This is a genomic window from Bacillus sp. AL-1R, assembly GCF_052180195.1.
In the GTDB taxonomy this organism is placed as follows: domain Bacteria; phylum Bacillota; class Bacilli; order Bacillales; family Bacillaceae_G; genus Gottfriedia.
In genome coordinates, this window is record NZ_CP197469.1 from 3,857,089 (window position 1) to 3,875,762 (window position 18,674).

An 18,674-nucleotide genomic window follows, 5' to 3' on the forward strand; every position below is an offset into this window, starting at 1 on the left:
GTATAAACCAACTCCCATTTTTTTATTATTCTAATCCTGACATTTTTGAAGCCGGGATATAGCCCATCTCAACTAACTTGTCGGCAAACTCGTCACCACTAATAAATTCGATATATTCTTTTACAGGAGATTTCGCATCGCCTTTTGTAATCATGTACTCGTATGAATAAAATGGGTAATCGCCTGCAACGATATTGTCTGTATTAGATTCTTTCCCATCAATTTTCAATGTTTTTAATGCATCTTTTTTATCGCCGATTAAATAGGAGTTAGCAAGATAAGAAATCGCACCAGGAGTAGAGTTTACTGCTTGTTCAACTGCACCGTTTGAGTCTTGAACTGTTCCTACACCATCATTAATTTTAACGTCTTTCATCATTTTCTTTTCAAACGCTGCACGAGTACCAGATGATGCTGGACGGTTAATGACATTAATTTTCTCATCTTTACCGCCAATCTCTTTCCAGTTCGTCACTTTACCAGCGAAAATATCTTCAATTTGTTGTAGTGTAAGGGAATCTACACCAACGTCTTTATTTGTTACCATTGAATAGCCAACGCCAGCAACTTTTGTTTCAACTAATGAACTTGCTAAAGATTTATCTTCTAATTTTTCAGCAGCAGGTACATCTGAGTTACCAATTTGAATTGCTCCAGTAGACACTTGATTTACCCCAGTACCACTACCGCCACCTTGAACTGTAATGGATACTTGTGGAAACTTCGCCATAAATTCTGTTGCAGCTTCGTCAGCTAGTGGTTGTAAAGCTGTTGATCCTGCAGCACCAATTGTCCCTGTTAATTCTACTTTTTTATCATCTGTACTAGTCTTACCAGTTGTTTTATCATCTTTATTAGAACATCCCGCCAACATACCTGTAATAGCCATTGCTGCAAATGTTAATTTTAATCCACGTTTCATGATTGTTTGTCCCCCTAGGAAAATTAATATTTTCTACACCTCTAACTATAGAAAAGAATAATTAACCTAGTTTTAATCAATTGTAAATAATTCGTAAAGTTGTTTTAAGAGAACAGTTTTCCTAAAAAAAAAGACTCTCTAAACATTTTAGAGAGTCAAAAGAAACAATCTATTCCGATTATCATTATTGAAAAACACATCACTTTTTTACTACTAGTTTTTAAATTAAGCCTTATTTCTTCACTTTTTCAACGCATAATTTTAATACTGAATTCAGTAAAACATCTGCTCCTTTAGCACAATCCTCAAATGAGGTTAACTCATCTTCACGATGACTATATCCATTTACACTTGGTACGAAAATCATTGCCGTTGGAATATAGGTAGCAATGAATTGAGCATCATGTCCAGCTCCACTATACATTCGATTTTCTTTATACCCTAACTCCTTACAAGCATATTCAACAGCATTTACGACTTCTTCATCAAAGTCAACTGTGTCGCGATCCCATAAGCGTGTTGATTTTATTGGACAACCACTTATACTTCTTGGTAGTTCTTCTACCATTCGTGTAACTTCTGCAATTACATTTGGATCCTTATGTCTCGCCTCTAATGTAAAGGTTACTTCTGACGGAATGACCGTATGAATATTTGGATATGCATTTATACGACCAATTGTGTATACGAGCTCTGAATCTAGTCTTTGTAATTGCTTTTGTAAATCGACCACCACATTAACAGCAGTAAACATCGGATCTTTTCGCATGCTAATTGGTGTCGTCCCTGCATGATTGGATTCTCCAAATACAGAGATTTCATAGCATACCATTCCAAGTACACCTTCTACTACCCCAATTTCTAAGTTTTTTCGTTCCAGTACTGGTCCTTGTTCAATATGTAGTTCAATATAGGCAGTGGCTTCTCTCAATCGATTTGTTTTTGAACCTGCGAAACCACTTGCATTCAATGCTTGCGAAAATGATATGCCATTTTTATCTGTAGAAGCAATCATCTTCTTTTTATCAAATTTACCTGATAGCACGCCAGAAGACATAAGAGATGGCTCAAATCTAGCCCCTTCTTCATTTGTAAAATTGACAACTGTAATTGGGTAATCTAGTTCGATTTTTTCATCTAATATCGTATAAACAGTCTCTAAAGCTGTTAGTACACCAAGTACGCCGTCAAAGCGTCCTCCCTTAATAACAGAGTCCAAATGGGAACCAATTACAATTGGAGGTAAGTTTTTCTTACCCGGTAAAGTAGCATACATATTCCCCATATCATCATGCTTTACTGTCATTCCCACTTCTTCACATAATGCTTGAAATTTCTCCCTTGCACAAATATCTTCAGGAGATAATGCTAGTCTAGTTACACCATTGTTTTTTGTTTTACCATATTCACTAAACAACTCAATTAATTTTTGAAGCCGATTAGCATTCGTCTTAATCATATGAAGGCCTCCTTTGATTTTTAAGTAATATTATCAATAACAATTGCTGTTAATTCATGTGAAATAGAAATATTCTTGAAAATATTTACGAATTTAATGAAAGTGTTTCATTAAATAATACGATGGTAACGGCTATTATAATACTAGCAATTGCACCTTACTTTTTCATTCAAAATAAAGTCATGCGTGTTCCCGTTATTGGAACTTCCTTCTCCCTTATTTTATTAAATTGTCTGAAACTGCTATTGATTACTTAATCCCTATCGAAAAAATGGTACCTAACATTATTCCTATGAGCCCTAGCTTTGACTGACATTAAGTGTTTGTATTTCAGAAAATTTGTATTATTTTGCTATTTCCCATTGATTTGTGTTAATAACAAGTTATAATTATTTTGAAAACAATTTATGCAAACGTTTGCAAAAAAGTTGGCGTTACCTATATACATATTTTTATTGCATCTTTTGTATAAACGTTTTCTTAATTTAGAAAGAGAAAGGGGTTTTTTCATGAGGAGAAAACAGAGATCAATATTATCGCTTGTTACTGTATTAGGATTAGTTCTCCAGATGTTTCCGGGATATTTTACAAATGTAAAAGCAGCAGAAACGGCAGCTAGACAAGTTGTACTTGTAGGTAGCTTTCAAAAGTTGTTAGGAAATTCTGGTGATTGGGACCCATCCTCGCACCAAACTGAAATGGTGTATAAAGGCAATGGTCTCTATACATTTACTGGCACTTTACCAGCTGGTGAATATGAATACAAAATCGCCATTGGTGGAAGCTGGTCCGAAAATTACGGTGAAGGTGGAAGTCCTGGCGGCAACAACATTAAACTAATACTTTCCGAACAAAAAAATATCACATTTTACTATAATGATAACACCCATTCAATTACTGACAGCACGCATTACACCCCTATAGCAGAAGAAAGACAACCACGTCTTGTCGGTACGATCCAGCCTGCTATTCATGCAGGGGCAGCTTGGAGCCCTGCAGATTCAACAGCCTTTTTAAAAGATGATGATTTCAAAAATATCTACTCCTTTACTACAAAAGTGCCAAGTGGTACTTACGAATACAAGATTGTACTAGGAAAAGATTGGACTGAGTCCTTCCCTACTTCTAATCTTAAGTTAACTGTACTTTCTGAATCTACTATTACATTTTTCTTTAATAATCAAACAAAAGAAGTTTATACAGATTATAAACCAGCAGGCTCTGATGGTTCTATTGATCAGAATGCCCTCTATCATGATTCATGGGACCAAGTATACAAAAAGCCATTTGGGGCCGTTCCAGAAAAAACCCCTGTCACTTTCCGAATGTCGGCTAAGAAAGGCGATTTGACTAGCGCAAGCCTATACGTAAAAAATTATAATTCTGGCACATCAAAGGTCTTATCTATGAAAAATGTAGGATGGTCAAATACAAATGGCAAAGGTGAACTCGAGTACTGGGAAGCTACGTTTACGCCAACTGACAAAGGGATTCATGGGTATAAGTTCATTGTCAGAGATCAAGATACAACAGCAGAGTATGGTGAAGACACACAAGAAGGTCATACTGGAAAAGCAGTTGATAAAAACGCAAGCCTTTTCCAACTGACAGTATATGACCCTAATTATCAAACGCCAGATTGGATGAAAGAAGCTGTAGTCTATCAAATCTTTCCCGATCGCTTTTTTAACGGCAACAAGACCAATGACAATGTAAAAGATAAAATCGGAGCTCGTGGTAATCAGCCAATCGAACATCCCTCTTCTTGGTCAAGCTTACCTGATAACCCTTATGAACAAGGAACTGGATCATATACTGGAGACGGAGAGTTTAGTAATGATTTTTATGGAGGAGACATCGCTGGAATCAAATTTAAACTTGATTATCTTCAATCACTAGGAGTCAACACACTCTATTTAAATCCGATCGCGCTTGCACCATCTAACCATAAATATGATGCAACAGATTACAAATTAATTGATCCGATGTTTGGCTCAGAAAAAGAATTTAAGGATTTCATAAAAGAATTAGCAAAACGTAAAATGCATTTAATTTTGGACGGTGTTTTTAACCACGTCTCTGACGATTCAATCTATTTTGACCGCTATAACAAATATAAAACTGTTGGTGCATATGAATATTGGTCTCGTATTTATGATTTGATGAATGATGAAAAGCTGTCCGAGGCTACTGCAAAAGAAAAAGCGAAAAAGGAATTTATATCTGAAGGTCAATACTTTAGCCCGTACGGTTTTGAAAACTGGTTCCATATTGAAAATGTTAAAGTACCAAATGAAAAAGTCAACGGCGTTTCAACTGGAGAACATTATAAATATGAAGGTTGGTGGGGCTATGACAGTCTACCAGTATTTGAATCAAAAGAAGGTTCCAAAGTTAATCACCCTAGTGAACTGAATAACACTGCATTAGCAAACTATATAATGTATGATAAGGATTCTGTAAGCAAATCATGGATTGACCGAGGTTCTTCTGGATGGCGTCTAGATGTAGCGAATGAAGTAGACAGCGCATTTTGGCAGGAATTTCGTAAAGAAATTAAATCCAAAACGATGACAGGTTTAGGAAAAACGCTTCAAAAAGATGAAAAACCACTTATTTTAGGAGAAATTTGGGATGATGCGTCCAAATACTTTTTAGGAGATCAATATGACTCCGTAATGAATTATCGTTTCCGAGGTGCCGTACTAGATTATTTAAAGAATGGCAATGCAGAAAATGCACAAAACTCACTCCTTGCCGTACAAGAGGATTATCCAAAGGAAGCTTTTTATGCTCTCATGAATCTAATGGGATCTCATGATACTGCCCGAGCTATCTTCCTATTAGGCAACGGAACAGATACTTATAATCGAGCTGAACAGGATCCGAACTATCATTACAATGAAGGCGTGCAACGATTAAAACTAGCTTCTATCCTTCAAATGGGTTATCCTGGTGCACCAACCATTTATTATGGAGATGAAGCAGGTCAAACAGGGTCAAAAGATCCAGATGATCGCCGTACGTATCCATGGGGAAATGAAAACAAAGATTTAATTAAACATTATCAAACGATTGGTCAAATTCGTAATAAAAATTCCGATTTATTTAGTCATGGCGATCTTAACCATATTTATGCGAAAAACGATGTATTAGCTTATGTTCGAACAAAAGGAACAAAATCAGCGCTAATCATCATCAACAGAGGGAAAACTGCACAAACTATTGAAGTTGATACAAAAAAACTGATTGCAAACGGTATTCGTCTAGAAGACCAATTAGATAAAAAATACACTGCTACAGTGAAGGATGGCAAGTTGACATTGACTGTTCCTGCTGAATCAGGAAGAATGTTAATTTCAAATAATGAAGTGAAACAACCACTTTCAGTTAAAAACGTAATCGGTACTGTAGGTTCTAAACAAATTTCTTTAAGCTGGACAGGAACTGGCACAAAATTCAATGTTTATCAAACAACTGTTGCTGGCGGATTATGGACAAAAGTAAAAGAAACTACAGAGCATACTGTAACCATTTCAGATTTAAATAATGGTCGTAACTACTATTTTTCTGTAACTGCTGTAGATTCTAATGGGAACGAATCTGAGCCTGCACTTTCAGCTGGTCTCGTGCCTCATTATGATGTTAGCAAATCTAGCGTGTCCAACATGACAGCCTTAGCAACCCAAGAGCTGAATTTATCACTTGATTCGACGGTTAAAGCAACTTTGTACTTGCAAGGTGCGACAGAAACAGGACTAGCTGAAGGAGTTATGGCTGAGCTTCAAGTAAAAATGAAAGGTCAAACTGCTTGGGAATCGTATAAAGCTCTATATAATGGTCAGTCTCAGGAAAACCAAGCTAATGAGTTTCAAGGTAGCTTCACACCATTAGAAGCGGGCGTATATGAATACCGAATGGCCTTTACACCTGATTTAGGAATTACATGGGTATACTCTGAAACAAAAGAAGTGAATTATACACGTAGTACTTTAGATACTACTCCACCTGCTAGTGAGGTGAATTTAGAAACGCCACTTCAAGAGTCTGGCCAAGTAAATTTAAACTGGAAACTTACCCAACCAGATCAGCCATATAAAACTGTCATTTATCGTGATGGGCATTTACTTACTTCATTAAATGGGGACACTACTAGCTTCCGTGATTACCAGGTCACTAACGGTACAATTTATAACTACCAAATCCGCGTCTTTGATCAGGCAGGAAACTATGTGGATTCAAATAAAGTAAATGTTACACCTGATATTGTCATGGTACAAGTCACCTTTAAGGTACATGCACCAAGTGACACTCCATTGTCAGCACAGATGAATATACCTAACAGCTTAAATGGTTGGAATACAGGTGCATGGTCAATGAGCCGAAATGGTGCAGTTACACCAGATTGGGAATATACAGTTGAGCTTGAAGAAGGAACAGAAATTACTTATAAATATACGCGAGACAATACATGGGATCATGAAGGATTAGCAGATCATACACCAACTGACCCATCCGATGATGATATCAGTTACTATGGTTACGGTGCGACAGGAACGGATATGAAAATAGTTGTTACAAATCAAGGTGGCAATAAAATGACTGTCCAAGATACGATTTTACGCTGGATTGATAAGCCACTAGTCGTAAACCAAATTGAAGTAAATGGCTCAACCTTAACGGTTAAAGGGAATTCAATTAAAGGAGCTAACCTCACAATCAACGGGGAAAAAGTAACTGTCGATGATGAAATGAATTTCAACCAATCATTTAAACTAAACGAAGGTCAAACACAAGTACCAGTACACATTGAACCAACTGATACAACCAAATCCACGATTTTTAAAGGTGATGGTGGTTCGATTAACAAAAACACAAAAAACTATGTGATTGATGTTATTAATAAAACGATTAGTGAAGCTAAATAAACAAGAAAGGTCTACCAACTTCGGTAGACCTTTTTTCAGAGTGTTGAAAAATGAGCTTGTCAACTACGCTATTTTTGGTTTATTACCACTAAAACCTGTCATGAGTAAGGAACTTTCTAATTTTTGCTGGTTTACTTCCTCATGAACCTGTTATGAGGAAGAATCTTTCTAATTTTCACTGGTTTACTTCCTCATGAACCTGTTATGAGGAAGAATCTTTCTAATTTTCACTGGTTTACTTCCTCATGAACCTGTTATGAGGAAGAATCTTTCTAATTTTCACTGGTTTACTTCCTCATGAACCTGTTATGAGGAAGAATCTTTCTAATTTTCACTGGTTTACTTCCTCATGAACCTGTTATGAGGAAGAATCTTTCTAATTTTCACTGGTTTACTTCCTCATGAACCTGTTATGAGGAAGAATCTTTCTAATTTTCACTGTTGTACTTCCTCATGAACCTGTTATGAGGAAGAATCTTTCTAATTTTCACTGGTTTACTTCCTCATGAACCTGTCATGAGGAAGAATCTTTCTAATTTTCACTGGTTTACTTCCTCATGAACCTGTCATGAGGAAGAATCTTTCTAATTTTCACTGTTGTACTTCCTCATGAACCTGTAATGAGTATTAACCTTTCAAATTTTTGCTTAAATAAAATATACTTAGACTTTTGTTGTTCTATATTGACAATGTTTTATTTCAACAGTCTAAAGAAAGGTCTACCAACTTCGGTAGACCTTTTTTGATTAAACTATAATTCCCTATTCGATTAGTTCTAAAAAGTTTTTTCCGAGTATATATTCCTTTTCATTATCAGGAATAAGAAGAGATTCTACCCATCTTTTCTTGTCCGAATAGTCATATTCATTAAATGTCTTCATTCCATATGGTCCATCGCAGCCAAAAAGAACTTTACGATACCCTAAAGCCTCAACCGCTTGTTTTACAATTGACGGATTGAGATAGTCACTTGATGTATCAACATATACATTTGGATGTTCCTTAATGTATTTCCATAGTTTTTTCCAAAATGGTAGACCAGCGTGAGCATAAATTAATTTAAGTTTAGGAAAATTTTCAGGTAGATATTTATAGGAGTCAATCTCTGAAGAAAGATGAATAATCATAGGTACACCTTTTGATTCACATAAAGTTGCAACTGGTTCAAGCGCATTAATACGATAACCATGCATGAATGGGTGAGCTTTTACCCCAATAAAACTAGGGTTTTTAAGATAGTAGTCTAGTTCTTCCATAAAATTAGGAATCATAGGGTTCACTGCTACCCAACCTAGAAAACGGTCTGGAAATCTTGCAATTGCAGTAGCCACGAGATCGTTTTTCGGCTCATTAAAAATCTTATATTTGTTACCATAAAGTTTCAAATAGCCATCTTTCACTAGACCATCATAAATTTTGTGCCCAATTTGAGGAGTATTAAGTATTAGAAAACGGAATAATCGTTGGATATGATCCTGAATCCTACTATCCAATTCAAACATTGTTTCACTCATAGGGGGGATTAGAGCAGTTTTTGCTATATTATTTTGATCCATCCCCTCTATCATTTTTTCTAACGTCAGCATGAATTCATCCACATGGAAATGGCAATCTATAATAATATAAATCTCCCCTCTTCTATTGTTTTCAATACTAGTATCAACTATATGCTTTGGATAAAAACTTTATTTAATTAAAGTCTTCTGTCTAGATCCAATACAGCCCCTACAAGAAGAGGAATATGGTGAAATGCAATTAAGCAGCAATAAATAGTAGATTGCTACTTACTGCTGCTTTATAAATCATTTAACTATTCTTTTATTTTTCTCTTAACAAAAGCCCCACTCTCAACTGTTCCATCTTCTGTTCATTTTCCAAGTATAGCTCTTCTGCCTCTTCTAATGTAATTTCTTTGAAACGAATTTTCTCACCTGGCTTTAACTGGGCGATGAGAGGAAGATCTACTGTTGCAACTTGAGCAATTTTAGGATAGCCACCGATCGTCTGTCTATCGGCAAGCAGGATAATCGGATTTCCGTCTTTCGGCACTTGAATAGTACCATGAGACACGGCCTCTGATATAAGCTCAAATGATTCTTTCAATTGTAAAGTTGGACCCGATATACGATAGCCCATTCGGTCAGACATTGGCGTTATTTGAAAATCTTGCTCAAATAACTGCGCTTGACTAGTTGAGGTAAAACGTTCAAATTCTCCTCCTCTTATAACACGAATTACTGCATTTTTTTTTATTTCAATAAAAGATTCTGGATTGACATGCCAGTTAGCAGTAGCAAACGGTTGGGAGCTCTTTTTGTTTTTCAGCTGTTTGAAAAGCTCCATGGCTTTTTGCGGCATTTTATTACATTGCAGAAGATCCCCTTCTTTTAGGGCACGTCCCTTATACCCGCCGATTTCCCCCCGCAAATATGTACTTTTACTGTTCATTACTACATCAACAGCAAAGCCACCAGATACCGCTACATATGCTCTACACCCTGATTGACATGCCTTAAAGTGAAGAAGGCTACCCTTCTTTACATAGACAGGTCTCCATAATGGGATCAATTCACCATCAATGGTAGCTGACAAGTTTCCACCAGTAATAGCAATTAATAAATCCTCCTCAAACAACAATGAGGTCCCCATTAATGTTACCTCTAAAGCAGCTTCCCCTTCCTCGTTCCCAACAAGCAAATTAGCTATACGAAAAGAGGTAGTGTCCATTGCCCCACTTATAATGACGCCATATTTTTGAAAACCATATCTTCCTAAATCTTGAATACTAGTGAGTAAACCAGGGCGACACACTTTTATACTCATATAATAATCTCCTTGTATGATTCATATTCTTCAAGAGTAATAGACACAAACTTTACAATGTCTCCTGATTGAAGAAGACTTGGGGGATTAGTAGTTGGACAAAACAGTTCAATAGGCGTACGCCCAATTAATTGCCAACCACCAGGTGTAGAAATTGGATAAACGCCTGTTTGTGTCCCCGCAATTCCGACCGATCCTGCAGGTATGGATACTCGCGGTGAATTACGACGAGGTGTCATAATTTTTTCGGACATTCCACCTAAATAAGGAAATCCAGGTGCAAATCCAATCATATAGACAAGATATTCTGCATTTGAGTGAATATCAATGACTTCACTCGTTAATAAATTATTATACTTGGCAACCTCTTCTAGATCAGGACCAAATTCCCCTCCATAGCAGACAGGAATTTCAACAATACGTTGATTAGTTTCTTTTGTCACTTCAAGACTCATAATGATTTCTTTAATAATTGAACAAACAATTTTATATGGCGAAATGTTCTGCTCTAGGCGAGAAAAACATTTATTTTCTTTTTTGTACGTACGATGAATTAGCAAAGGATTATAAAAAACTGTCACACTTGTAAAAGCTGGAACGCACTCTATAAAACCATTAAATGTATGTGATTCAAGATAATCTGTTAAAGCTTTTACTTTATGATGTACCTCAGGATTGATTTCTGTACCCAATTGGACTAGAACCGCTGAATCACCGAGTGGTTTCATCTTCATATCGATCTTCTCCTCAAAATTTGTTTGAAGCATTTCCCATCCCTCGCTTTTTCGATTTTCGGAACTAAAATCCTGAAAATCGGACTATGTAATTATTATAATTGTCAGAATTTAAAAAAACAACCGTAACTCTTTTAAATATTTTTTATGAATAAATCCACAAAACAATAGCTTTTTAGCAAAACCAAAGGAATTTGTTTATCTCGTTAACCAAATTATTCGAAAATTAAGTGATATGCAATAAGAATAATTTGTGTTATTATTTTCGAAACAGCAGTTCCTAAATTCGGAAATGTCCGTTTGTTATTTTCTTATAATTCACATTATTAAGAACAAAAATTAAATACACTATTATTTCTAAATAGAATAAAAAAATTTACTTTGAAAACCTTTATATCGTTTTACCTCTACTATTTTTAGAAGATTTAATCAATATTTGTATAGATTGGGAGGATGATTTGATGTATAAAATCGATTTAAATTGTGATTTAGGAGAAAGTTTTGGAGTTTACAAGATGGGAATGGACGACGAGATTCTTCAATTCGTTACTTCAGCTAACATCGCTTGCGGATTTCATGCAGGTGACCCTTCAGTAATGCGTAAAACCGTCCGTGCTGCTCTTGATAAAGGAGTCAAAATTGGCGCTCATCCCGGACTTCCTGATTTAGCTGGTTTTGGTCGACGCAACATAAATATTTCACCGCAGGAAGCATATGACATCGTCGTTTATCAAATTGGAGCACTTGATGGATTTATGAAGGCAGAAGGTGAAAGGATGCAACACGTTAAACCCCATGGTGCACTATATAATATGGCTGCAAAAAACGCTCAGCTAGCTGAGGCAATCGCTGAAGCAGTATATAAAGTTGATCCGAATTTAATTCTTTTCGGTCTATCTGGAAGCGAGTTAATAAAAGCAGGTGAGAAAATTGGTATTCGTACCGCAAGTGAAGTTTTTGCTGATCGCACTTACCAGCATGATGGTACCTTAACTCCAAGAAGTCAGTCCAATGCTTTGATTAACGATCCTTTAGAAGCTACAAATCAAGTGATCCGTATAGTGAAAGAAGGAAAGGTCATGTCTCAACAGGGAATTGAAGTCCCTCTTGTCGCTGATACAGTCTGTATACATGGTGATGGCCCTCATGCATTGACATTTGCCAATCAGATTAGAAAACTACTTGAAGCATCAGACGTTTCGGTTCAGGCTATTTTAGATAAATAATATAAAATGGGGAGGAAAAAATAGTGACTCTTATTGGAATTTTCATCGTTATCATTGGTTTTGCTATTAGGCTTAATCCATTGTTAGTCGTCACTGTTGCTGGAATTACAACTGGATTAGTAGGGAAATTGTCATTGGAACAAATACTCACTACCTTTGGAGAATCGTTTGTTCAAAACCGTTATCTTTCTTTATTTATACTTACTTTACCAATTATTGGTTTATTAGAACGCTATGGTCTGAAAGAACAATCACAAAAATTAATAAGTAAAGTAAAATCCGCGACAACCGGACGTCTGCTCATCATTTATCTGTTTATTCGAGAAGCTTCTGCTGCAATTGGCTTAACTAGTCTTGGTGGACATGCCCAAATGGTTCGCCCACTCATCGCACCAATGGCAGAAAGTGCTTCAGAAAATAAATATGGCAAATTGCCACAACATGTACGCAACAAAATTAAAGCCTTTTCTGCTTCAACAGACAACGTAGGACTTTTCTTTGGAGAAGATATTTTCATCGCTTTTGGCGCAATTTTGCTGATGAAAGGCTTTTTTGAGGAAAACGGAATTATCATAGAACCATTGCATATGGCAATGTGGGGAATCCCAACCGCTATTGCTGCATTTCTCATTCACTCTACAAGACTATATCTGCTTGATAGAAAGATCAAATTTTATGTAGAAGAACGTACTACATTGCACGATACGAAGGGAAATAAAAGCGTATGATTATCCAAATTGAGTATATTTATTATATTGCGGGTATTTTTCTATCCATTATTGCTTTTCTTTCGTTTAAAGATAAAAGCAATCCAAAACGGCTGTTAACTGCCACCTTTTGGGGACTCTTTGCAATTTCTTTCATATTTGGCAAAGTAATTCCGCCAATGTACATGGGTGTGCTCGTTATTATCATTGCGGTAATTGCTGGCTTTGGTGGAGTTAGGATGGGCTCTTATCAACAAACGACAGAGGAAGAACGTAACGCAAGTGCAAAAAAAATGGGAAATAAACTATTCATTCCTGCTTTATTGATCCCACTAGTGACAATCATTGGTACTGTTGGAATAAAAGACATGAAAATTGGCGAACTCTTCTTACTGGACAATAAAAACATTACGCTTGTTAGCCTTGGTGTTGCATGCGTTGTTTCTTTAATTGTAGCTATGCTGTTAACGAAGGAAAAAAGCATCCAACCTGTAAGGGAATCACGTCGACTGTTAGATGCAATCGGTTGGGCAGCAGTTTTACCACAAATGTTAGCTACGTTAGGCGGCCTATTTGCAGTAGCTGGTGTAGGCAAAGTTGTATCAGATTTAATTAGTTCAGCTATTCCTGTTGATAATCGCTTTTTTGTAGTATTGGCATATGTATTAGGTATGGCAATCTTTACAATGATTATGGGAAATGCGTTTGCTGCGTTTCCTGTCATAACAGCAGGAATTGGTCTTCCCTTACTCGTTCAAATGCACGGAGCAGATCCTGCTATAATGGGAGCGATTGGAATGTTCTCTGGCTATTGTGGAACACTATTGACTCCTATGGCAGCAAACTATAATATCGTACCAACTGCTTTACTAGACTTATCCGATAAAAATGCAGTTATTAAAGCACAGGCACCGACTGCCTTAATCTTATTAACCGTAAACATATTTTTAATGTATTTCCTAGTATTCTAAAATCATTTAATGTCAAAAAAATCATCTGCTTTTCAAGAGGCAGATGATTTTTTTACATATTTTATTTATTTTTAGATGTATCCAAATTTCCTCGAAATCTCTTGAGCCGCGTCTTTCACCTTTTCAATTAATTGCGGCAGTCTGTCTTCCTGATAATTCACATCAAGTCCTGCAATACTAATGCCTGCGATTACCTGACCTTGATAATTGAAAATAGGAGCAGCTATAGCCGACGTATGATTTTCAAGTTCGGATCGGCTGAACGAATAACCTGTTTTTAGAGATTCTTCTAAAACATGACGAAGTTGCTCTTTGTCTGTAATCGTTCCAGATGCAATCGGCTTTAAGTCAATCTCCTGCAAATATTGCTCTTTCTCATCATGCGGCAGATAAGCAAGAATAACTCTAGAACAAGCTCCAGCATATAGCGGTGTTCTTCGGCCAATTGCCGTATAAAGCCTTACAGGTTGTTTTGTATCCAATTTTTCGATATAAATTGCATCTTTACCATCCTTCACGATAAGATTTACTGCTTCTCCCACCTCATCATGAAGCTTATGCATAATTGGTAAAGCTACTTGACGAATATCCAATCGTTCTGATACTAAATGACCAAATTGTAGAAATAATAAGCCAAGCGCATATTTTCCGTCCCGATCTTTATCAAGAAACCCCATCTCTTCAAGTGACATCACCATTCGATAAACAGACGTTTTAGGGATTCCTGATATTTGAATGATTTCATTAAAACTCAACTTTGGATATGTTAAGAAAAGATTAAGAATTTCCATTGACTTTACGACCGTCTTATTTTTACTCTCCATAAGCTTGATCCCCTTTTTTTAAGGTTTTAACACCTCAGTTCCGAATTTCGGTATGTACATAATTATACTTGCTATCATAAAAAACACAATGACATTACTGTTTTTACATTTGATTGTTAAGCTACTTCGGAAAAGAAAGAAAGCTAAAGCATCTTATAAGGGCGCTACATTAGATAGTATTTTAACTAAATTGGGATTGAAGTAATTTTATAAAGTTCATAGAAGTCAGATGAGATTAACAGCAATTTGTCAAGAGATCTCCAAGAATATTGAAAAGGCAACAACTTACTGGTGTAATTGCATTTCTCTAAAATGAGTTGCAGCTTTAAATGTGTGGGGATATTTAATGCTTACGTTCAAGAGTCAATTTTCAATCTTCCTCTAACGTCCAAAATAAGAATGACAGCATATGCAATCCAAAATACGAAAGAGAATATTTCAAAAATTAAGCTTAAAAGGGAATCACGATCCCAAACAAATACTTGAATCAAAGTAAGAACAACAACAATTGTTAAAAGAATATCCATGAAATTGTGAACGTTTGTATACCTGCTAGTATTCCTTTTATACCGTTCGATCAGTGACTTTCTTCTTTCCATTGATTTACGCATCCTTTGTACTTCCATATTATATTCATCTTAACACTTTGTGAATATAATCACAAACCGATTTTTACCAATTTATCAGATTTTAAAATTATTTTATATGAAAATTTCCGTTATAGGAACTTCTATAAATTCTCAAAGGTTGAAGGGCTATAATCCCCTCAACCTTTGAGAACTTGTATTTGAAAAAGTAATAGTACCATGAATCTACTCCAATTAATTATTGGTTTCCTCAACTTTTTCGTTCATTCCCCCTTTTGAAATTACCAGTTATCTTCGCCATTATTAATTGTGCTTCCGTTATATTATCTGCAGCTCTAATTCTCTTTAGAAATTTCTCTGCTTCTGTTCCTTTTAAAGTTTTCACCCGTTTTCCATTATAATCCAAAAAAACTGTATTATCTTTTGTCACTCGATAATTAAAAGGTTCGTCACCTAAACGATTTCTTTTATCGATATTACTCATTTTTTCTGATCATCCTTGTCAAAATTATTGTTTCTCTGCTAAATCCACTTTCCCCAATTTGTAAGAAGCAATATTCCTTCTTATTGCACTAAACTCACCTGTTACTTCAATAAGATAATACGATTCTTCTTTACTGAAGCAACGAACCCATTCGTGAAAAAATCAAAATTGTCTCTCCCTTTTGATTAGAAATTCGATGTTGTTTTTTAGGAATCCTTCTTAAACTAAACTACTTCGTTACTCAAAAATCGTGACTTAAAAAAACACACTTGAAAAATTTTTAAAATGATTTATAATACAAAACAGAACGTATCGTTTTGTAATTAGATCGTTCTTTACTACATTCATTTAATTAAAGGGGATGCATTATGAATAAATTAAAATTAGATACAGGAATAGGTTCTCTTCAATGGTTTATTTTTTTAATAGCTAATTCGCTTACCATTCCTATTATAGTAGGTCAGGTTTTTCAACTTTCTCCATTAGAGATCTCTGGGTTGATGCAAAGAACATTTTTAGTTGTTGGAGTATCATCTTTATTATCGGGCTGGTTAGGACATCGTTTGCCAATACCTGATGGCCCTGCTGGAATATGGCTCGGTGTATTCACGTTAATGGGTCAAATGGCTGTTGTACAAGGGGTAGACAAAGCTGGTGGTTCGCTGCAATTATTAGAAGGTGCCATGCTTTTAACTGGGTCTTTTCTCATTATCATTGGTTTATCAGGATGGATGAGCAAATTACTGAAGCTGTTTACACCACTTGTAAACGGGGTTTACTTAACGATTCTCGGCTTTCAGTTAAGTGGAATGTTCCTTAAAGGGATGATTGGAGTTAGTGATAAATCAACAAAGATTCAGCCAGGAGTTGTCATTCTTTCTTTTGCAATCTTCATTCTCGTACTTGCTCTTTCTGTTTGGGGCAAGGGTTGGTTTAAAAGTTATGCTGTCCTTATTGGCATCGTTGTAGGTTCAATCATATTTATTTTATTTTTCGGTTCAAAACCTATGCCTAAAACGTCTTCCATTATTTCATTTCCAGATGTTTTCGCATGGGGAATGCCGAAGCTTGATGCTGGTATGTTTGTTTCTTCCATTATGGTGGCATTTGTCTTAATTTCCAGCATTATTGCCAGTGTAGCAGCCATGAAACAAGTGTTCAGTGGTTTTGAAAGTTCTCATGACAAGGCAGTACAAAAAGAGGGTTCACTTAAGAGTTCTGGTATTATTAGTGGAATAGCTACAGTATTGTCCTCTGTCTTCTCGACAGTCGGAGTTGTTCCATTTTCTGTAGCGGCAGGGTTTGTACGAATGACAGGTCAAACTCGTATGCTTCCATTTTTTATCGCAAGTATATCTCTAGCCGTTATTTCCTTTTTTCCAAAGGTATATTCGCTCTTTGCTATGCTACCTGGTCCGGTTGCTTATGCAGCTATGCTTGCCTCATTTACTTCAATGGCAGGAATAGGAATTAGTTCAGTACTTAAAGAACCACTTGACCAAAGACGTATGACCATTTTAAGTACTGCTCTTTCACTTGGAACAGGGGTTATGTTTTTACCGCAAGCTGTTTTTTCTGCCTTACCAACCGTCTTGCAATATGTGTTTAGTAATGGTGTAATGGTCGGAATGATCGTAGCTCTTCTATTTGAGCAAGTTTGGCGCCCAAATAAAGTGGAAATGGAAATAAAAAATAAAGACAATGAAAAAGCTATGTAAAGGTTTATTTTCCTTGGATATATTTTGGTAAATTGATTAAAATCATGTTATGTGAATATCACCTACACCGATTTAAGTGAGGAATCCAAATGTCAGAAAAAAATCAATCTAAACAACGATCCGTTGGAAGACCGCGAAGTGAGGCTTCCAAAACTGCTATTCTTAACGCAACCATTGATTTACTAGAGGAAACTGGGTATTCATCTTTAACTATAGAAGCCATTGCAGCTCGTGCAGGTGTCGGAAAAGCAACCATCTATCGTTGGTGGCCAAACAAATCTATTCTCGTGCTTGATGCCTTTCTTATGTCGACGGAATCCCGTTTGTATTTTCAAGAAAACACTTCGATTCATGAAAATTTCCGTCAACAGCTTCAGGCACTTGCAGATGTGTTTAACGGTATCCTTGGGAGAACGGTAGTAGCCCTTGTTGCAGAAGGCGGAGAGGATTCGGAAATAGCAAAGATCTTTTACACTAATTATCTCAAACCCCGCCGCGAGGATGCTATATTAATCCTTGAACGTGCCGTTGCAAGGGGTGAAATTCAAGCGGGAATTAATTTAGATGTTGTGTCAGATATGTTATACGGCCCTGTATACTTTCAGATCCTTATTTATAAGAAAAAAGTAGACTCGAAATTTATTGATACATTAGTCGATCAGGTAATGAAGGGGATTGTTGCTCCATAATTAAAAGAAACACCACCGTACGTAAGGTTAATGTATACGGCGGTTCAAATTAAGTAGGATTGGGCTATTGGCGATTTGCCAGTAGTCCTTTTTGTGTTTCTCTATTCATGGTCTTTGTGCCTATCCAGTCAACTTTTTATGGTATAATATAACAATTAATCTAACAGATATAGAAGGTGTTTGTGATGACCTATTTAAATGTTTTGACCAAAAAAATAAAACCTTTTTTTATCGCTGTGATGATCGGTAGTCTTTTTATGATTGAACCTCAAAATATTAATTTAAAAATAATTTTAATGTGCATTTTAGGTGGTTCACTTATATTAGAATCTTGTGTTTTAAGCTACAAAAATAAAAAGATGACTAATCGTGTGGATTTCTTTTTTGGTTTGTTTTTAATTTTTTTTCTATCTTTCAAAAAATAAATTAATCCTGTCATTTGTAAACTTCAAATACTCCAATATTGTAAGCTATTTCTACCTTCATAATACAATTGCCTGTTCAAATCAATCCGTATCTTTATCACTAATAAATCTAGAGTTACTTTCTAGATCCGTATAAATTCACTATCGTACTTTATCAAACAATAAAACAAAATAGGG

The 18,674-nt window shown here is 35.9% G+C and carries 15 protein-coding genes; 7 read left to right on the top strand and 8 right to left on the bottom strand.

Features of this window, described 5'->3' with window-relative positions; translation table 11 throughout:
- Positions 1 to 25: 25 nt before the first annotated feature.
- Both ACSBO6_RS18555 and ACSBO6_RS18560 read right to left on the bottom strand, forming a co-directional pair.
- The gene (locus tag ACSBO6_RS18555; protein WP_098848423.1) at positions 26 to 922 is read right to left on the bottom strand and encodes a phosphate ABC transporter substrate-binding protein PstS family protein; all 897 of its coding nucleotides are present in this window, start codon (positions 920 to 922) and stop codon (positions 26 to 28) included.
- Positions 923 to 1,154: 232 nt separating this feature from the next.
- Positions 1,155 to 2,381, bottom strand: a complete 1,227-nt coding sequence (locus ACSBO6_RS18560) for a Zn-dependent hydrolase (protein ID WP_498843791.1) — start codon at positions 2,379 to 2,381, stop codon at positions 1,155 to 1,157.
- A 509-nt stretch (positions 2,382 to 2,890) separates the two neighbouring features.
- Between ACSBO6_RS18560 and ACSBO6_RS18565 the strand changes: the two genes are divergently transcribed.
- A complete protein-coding gene (locus ACSBO6_RS18565) occupies positions 2,891 to 7,309 on the top strand; it encodes a pullulanase X25 domain-containing protein (RefSeq protein ID WP_498843792.1) in 4,419 nt (1,472 codons plus the stop codon).
- Positions 7,310 to 8,070: 761 nt separating this feature from the next.
- On the opposite strand, the gene ACSBO6_RS18570 is transcribed toward ACSBO6_RS18565, so the two are convergent.
- From ACSBO6_RS18570 to pxpB, 3 genes are all read right to left on the bottom strand, one after another.
- Positions 8,071 to 8,895, bottom strand: a complete 825-nt coding sequence (locus ACSBO6_RS18570; protein WP_498843793.1) for an amidohydrolase family protein — start codon at positions 8,893 to 8,895, stop codon at positions 8,071 to 8,073.
- Between the two features lie 232 nt (positions 8,896 to 9,127).
- Positions 9,128 to 10,132 (bottom strand): 5-oxoprolinase subunit C family protein, encoded by a 1,005-nt coding sequence (locus ACSBO6_RS18575; protein WP_498843794.1) that lies wholly within the window; start codon positions 10,130 to 10,132, stop codon positions 9,128 to 9,130.
- On the bottom strand, positions 10,129 to 10,860 hold the full coding sequence (pxpB, locus tag ACSBO6_RS18580) for a 5-oxoprolinase subunit PxpB (RefSeq protein ID WP_098847883.1): 732 nt from the start codon (positions 10,858 to 10,860) through the stop codon (positions 10,129 to 10,131). The genes ACSBO6_RS18575 and pxpB overlap by 4 nt, the downstream gene beginning before the upstream one ends.
- A gap of 467 nt (positions 10,861 to 11,327) precedes the next feature.
- Between pxpB and pxpA the strand changes: the two genes are divergently transcribed.
- From pxpA to ACSBO6_RS18595, 3 genes are read left to right on the top strand one after another with little or no spacing between them, the layout of a single operon-like run.
- Positions 11,328 to 12,092, top strand: a complete 765-nt coding sequence (pxpA, locus tag ACSBO6_RS18585; protein WP_498843795.1) for a 5-oxoprolinase subunit PpxA — start codon at positions 11,328 to 11,330, stop codon at positions 12,090 to 12,092.
- A 23-nt stretch (positions 12,093 to 12,115) separates the two neighbouring features.
- Positions 12,116 to 12,820, top strand: coding sequence for a DUF969 domain-containing protein (locus ACSBO6_RS18590; RefSeq protein WP_180233003.1), 705 nt, complete (start codon positions 12,116 to 12,118; stop codon positions 12,818 to 12,820).
- A complete protein-coding gene (locus ACSBO6_RS18595) occupies positions 12,817 to 13,770 on the top strand; it encodes a DUF979 domain-containing protein (protein WP_098847850.1) in 954 nt (317 codons plus the stop codon). The genes ACSBO6_RS18590 and ACSBO6_RS18595 overlap by 4 nt, the downstream gene beginning before the upstream one ends.
- A 71-nt stretch (positions 13,771 to 13,841) precedes the next feature.
- On the opposite strand, the gene ACSBO6_RS18600 is transcribed toward ACSBO6_RS18595, so the two are convergent.
- The 3 genes from ACSBO6_RS18600 to ACSBO6_RS18610 all read right to left on the bottom strand — a co-directional run bounded on the left by ACSBO6_RS18600 (position 13,842) and on the right by ACSBO6_RS18610 (position 15,665).
- On the bottom strand, positions 13,842 to 14,594 hold the full coding sequence (locus tag ACSBO6_RS18600; RefSeq protein WP_098847852.1) for an IclR family transcriptional regulator: 753 nt from the start codon (positions 14,592 to 14,594) through the stop codon (positions 13,842 to 13,844).
- A 356-nt stretch (positions 14,595 to 14,950) separates the two neighbouring features.
- Complete coding sequence (locus ACSBO6_RS18605) at positions 14,951 to 15,193, bottom strand: hypothetical protein (RefSeq protein ID WP_098847854.1); 243 nt, start codon at positions 15,191 to 15,193, stop codon at positions 14,951 to 14,953.
- Between the two features lie 238 nt (positions 15,194 to 15,431).
- The gene (locus tag ACSBO6_RS18610) at positions 15,432 to 15,665 is read right to left on the bottom strand and encodes a hypothetical protein (RefSeq protein WP_098847856.1); all 234 of its coding nucleotides are present in this window, start codon (positions 15,663 to 15,665) and stop codon (positions 15,432 to 15,434) included.
- Between the two features lie 368 nt (positions 15,666 to 16,033).
- On the opposite strand from ACSBO6_RS18610, the gene ACSBO6_RS18615 reads away from it, so the two are divergent.
- The 3 genes from ACSBO6_RS18615 (at position 16,034) to ACSBO6_RS18625 (ending at position 18,497) form a co-directional block, all read left to right on the top strand.
- The gene (locus tag ACSBO6_RS18615; protein ID WP_498843796.1) at positions 16,034 to 17,383 is read left to right on the top strand and encodes a purine/pyrimidine permease; all 1,350 of its coding nucleotides are present in this window, start codon (positions 16,034 to 16,036) and stop codon (positions 17,381 to 17,383) included.
- Between the two features lie 89 nt (positions 17,384 to 17,472).
- Complete coding sequence (locus ACSBO6_RS18620; protein WP_098847860.1) at positions 17,473 to 18,072, top strand: TetR/AcrR family transcriptional regulator; 600 nt, start codon at positions 17,473 to 17,475, stop codon at positions 18,070 to 18,072.
- 185 nt (positions 18,073 to 18,257) lie between these two features.
- Entirely contained in the window at positions 18,258 to 18,497 is a 240-nt protein-coding gene (locus ACSBO6_RS18625) for a hypothetical protein (protein WP_498843797.1), read from the top strand.
- Positions 18,498 to 18,674: the final 177 nt, after the last annotated feature.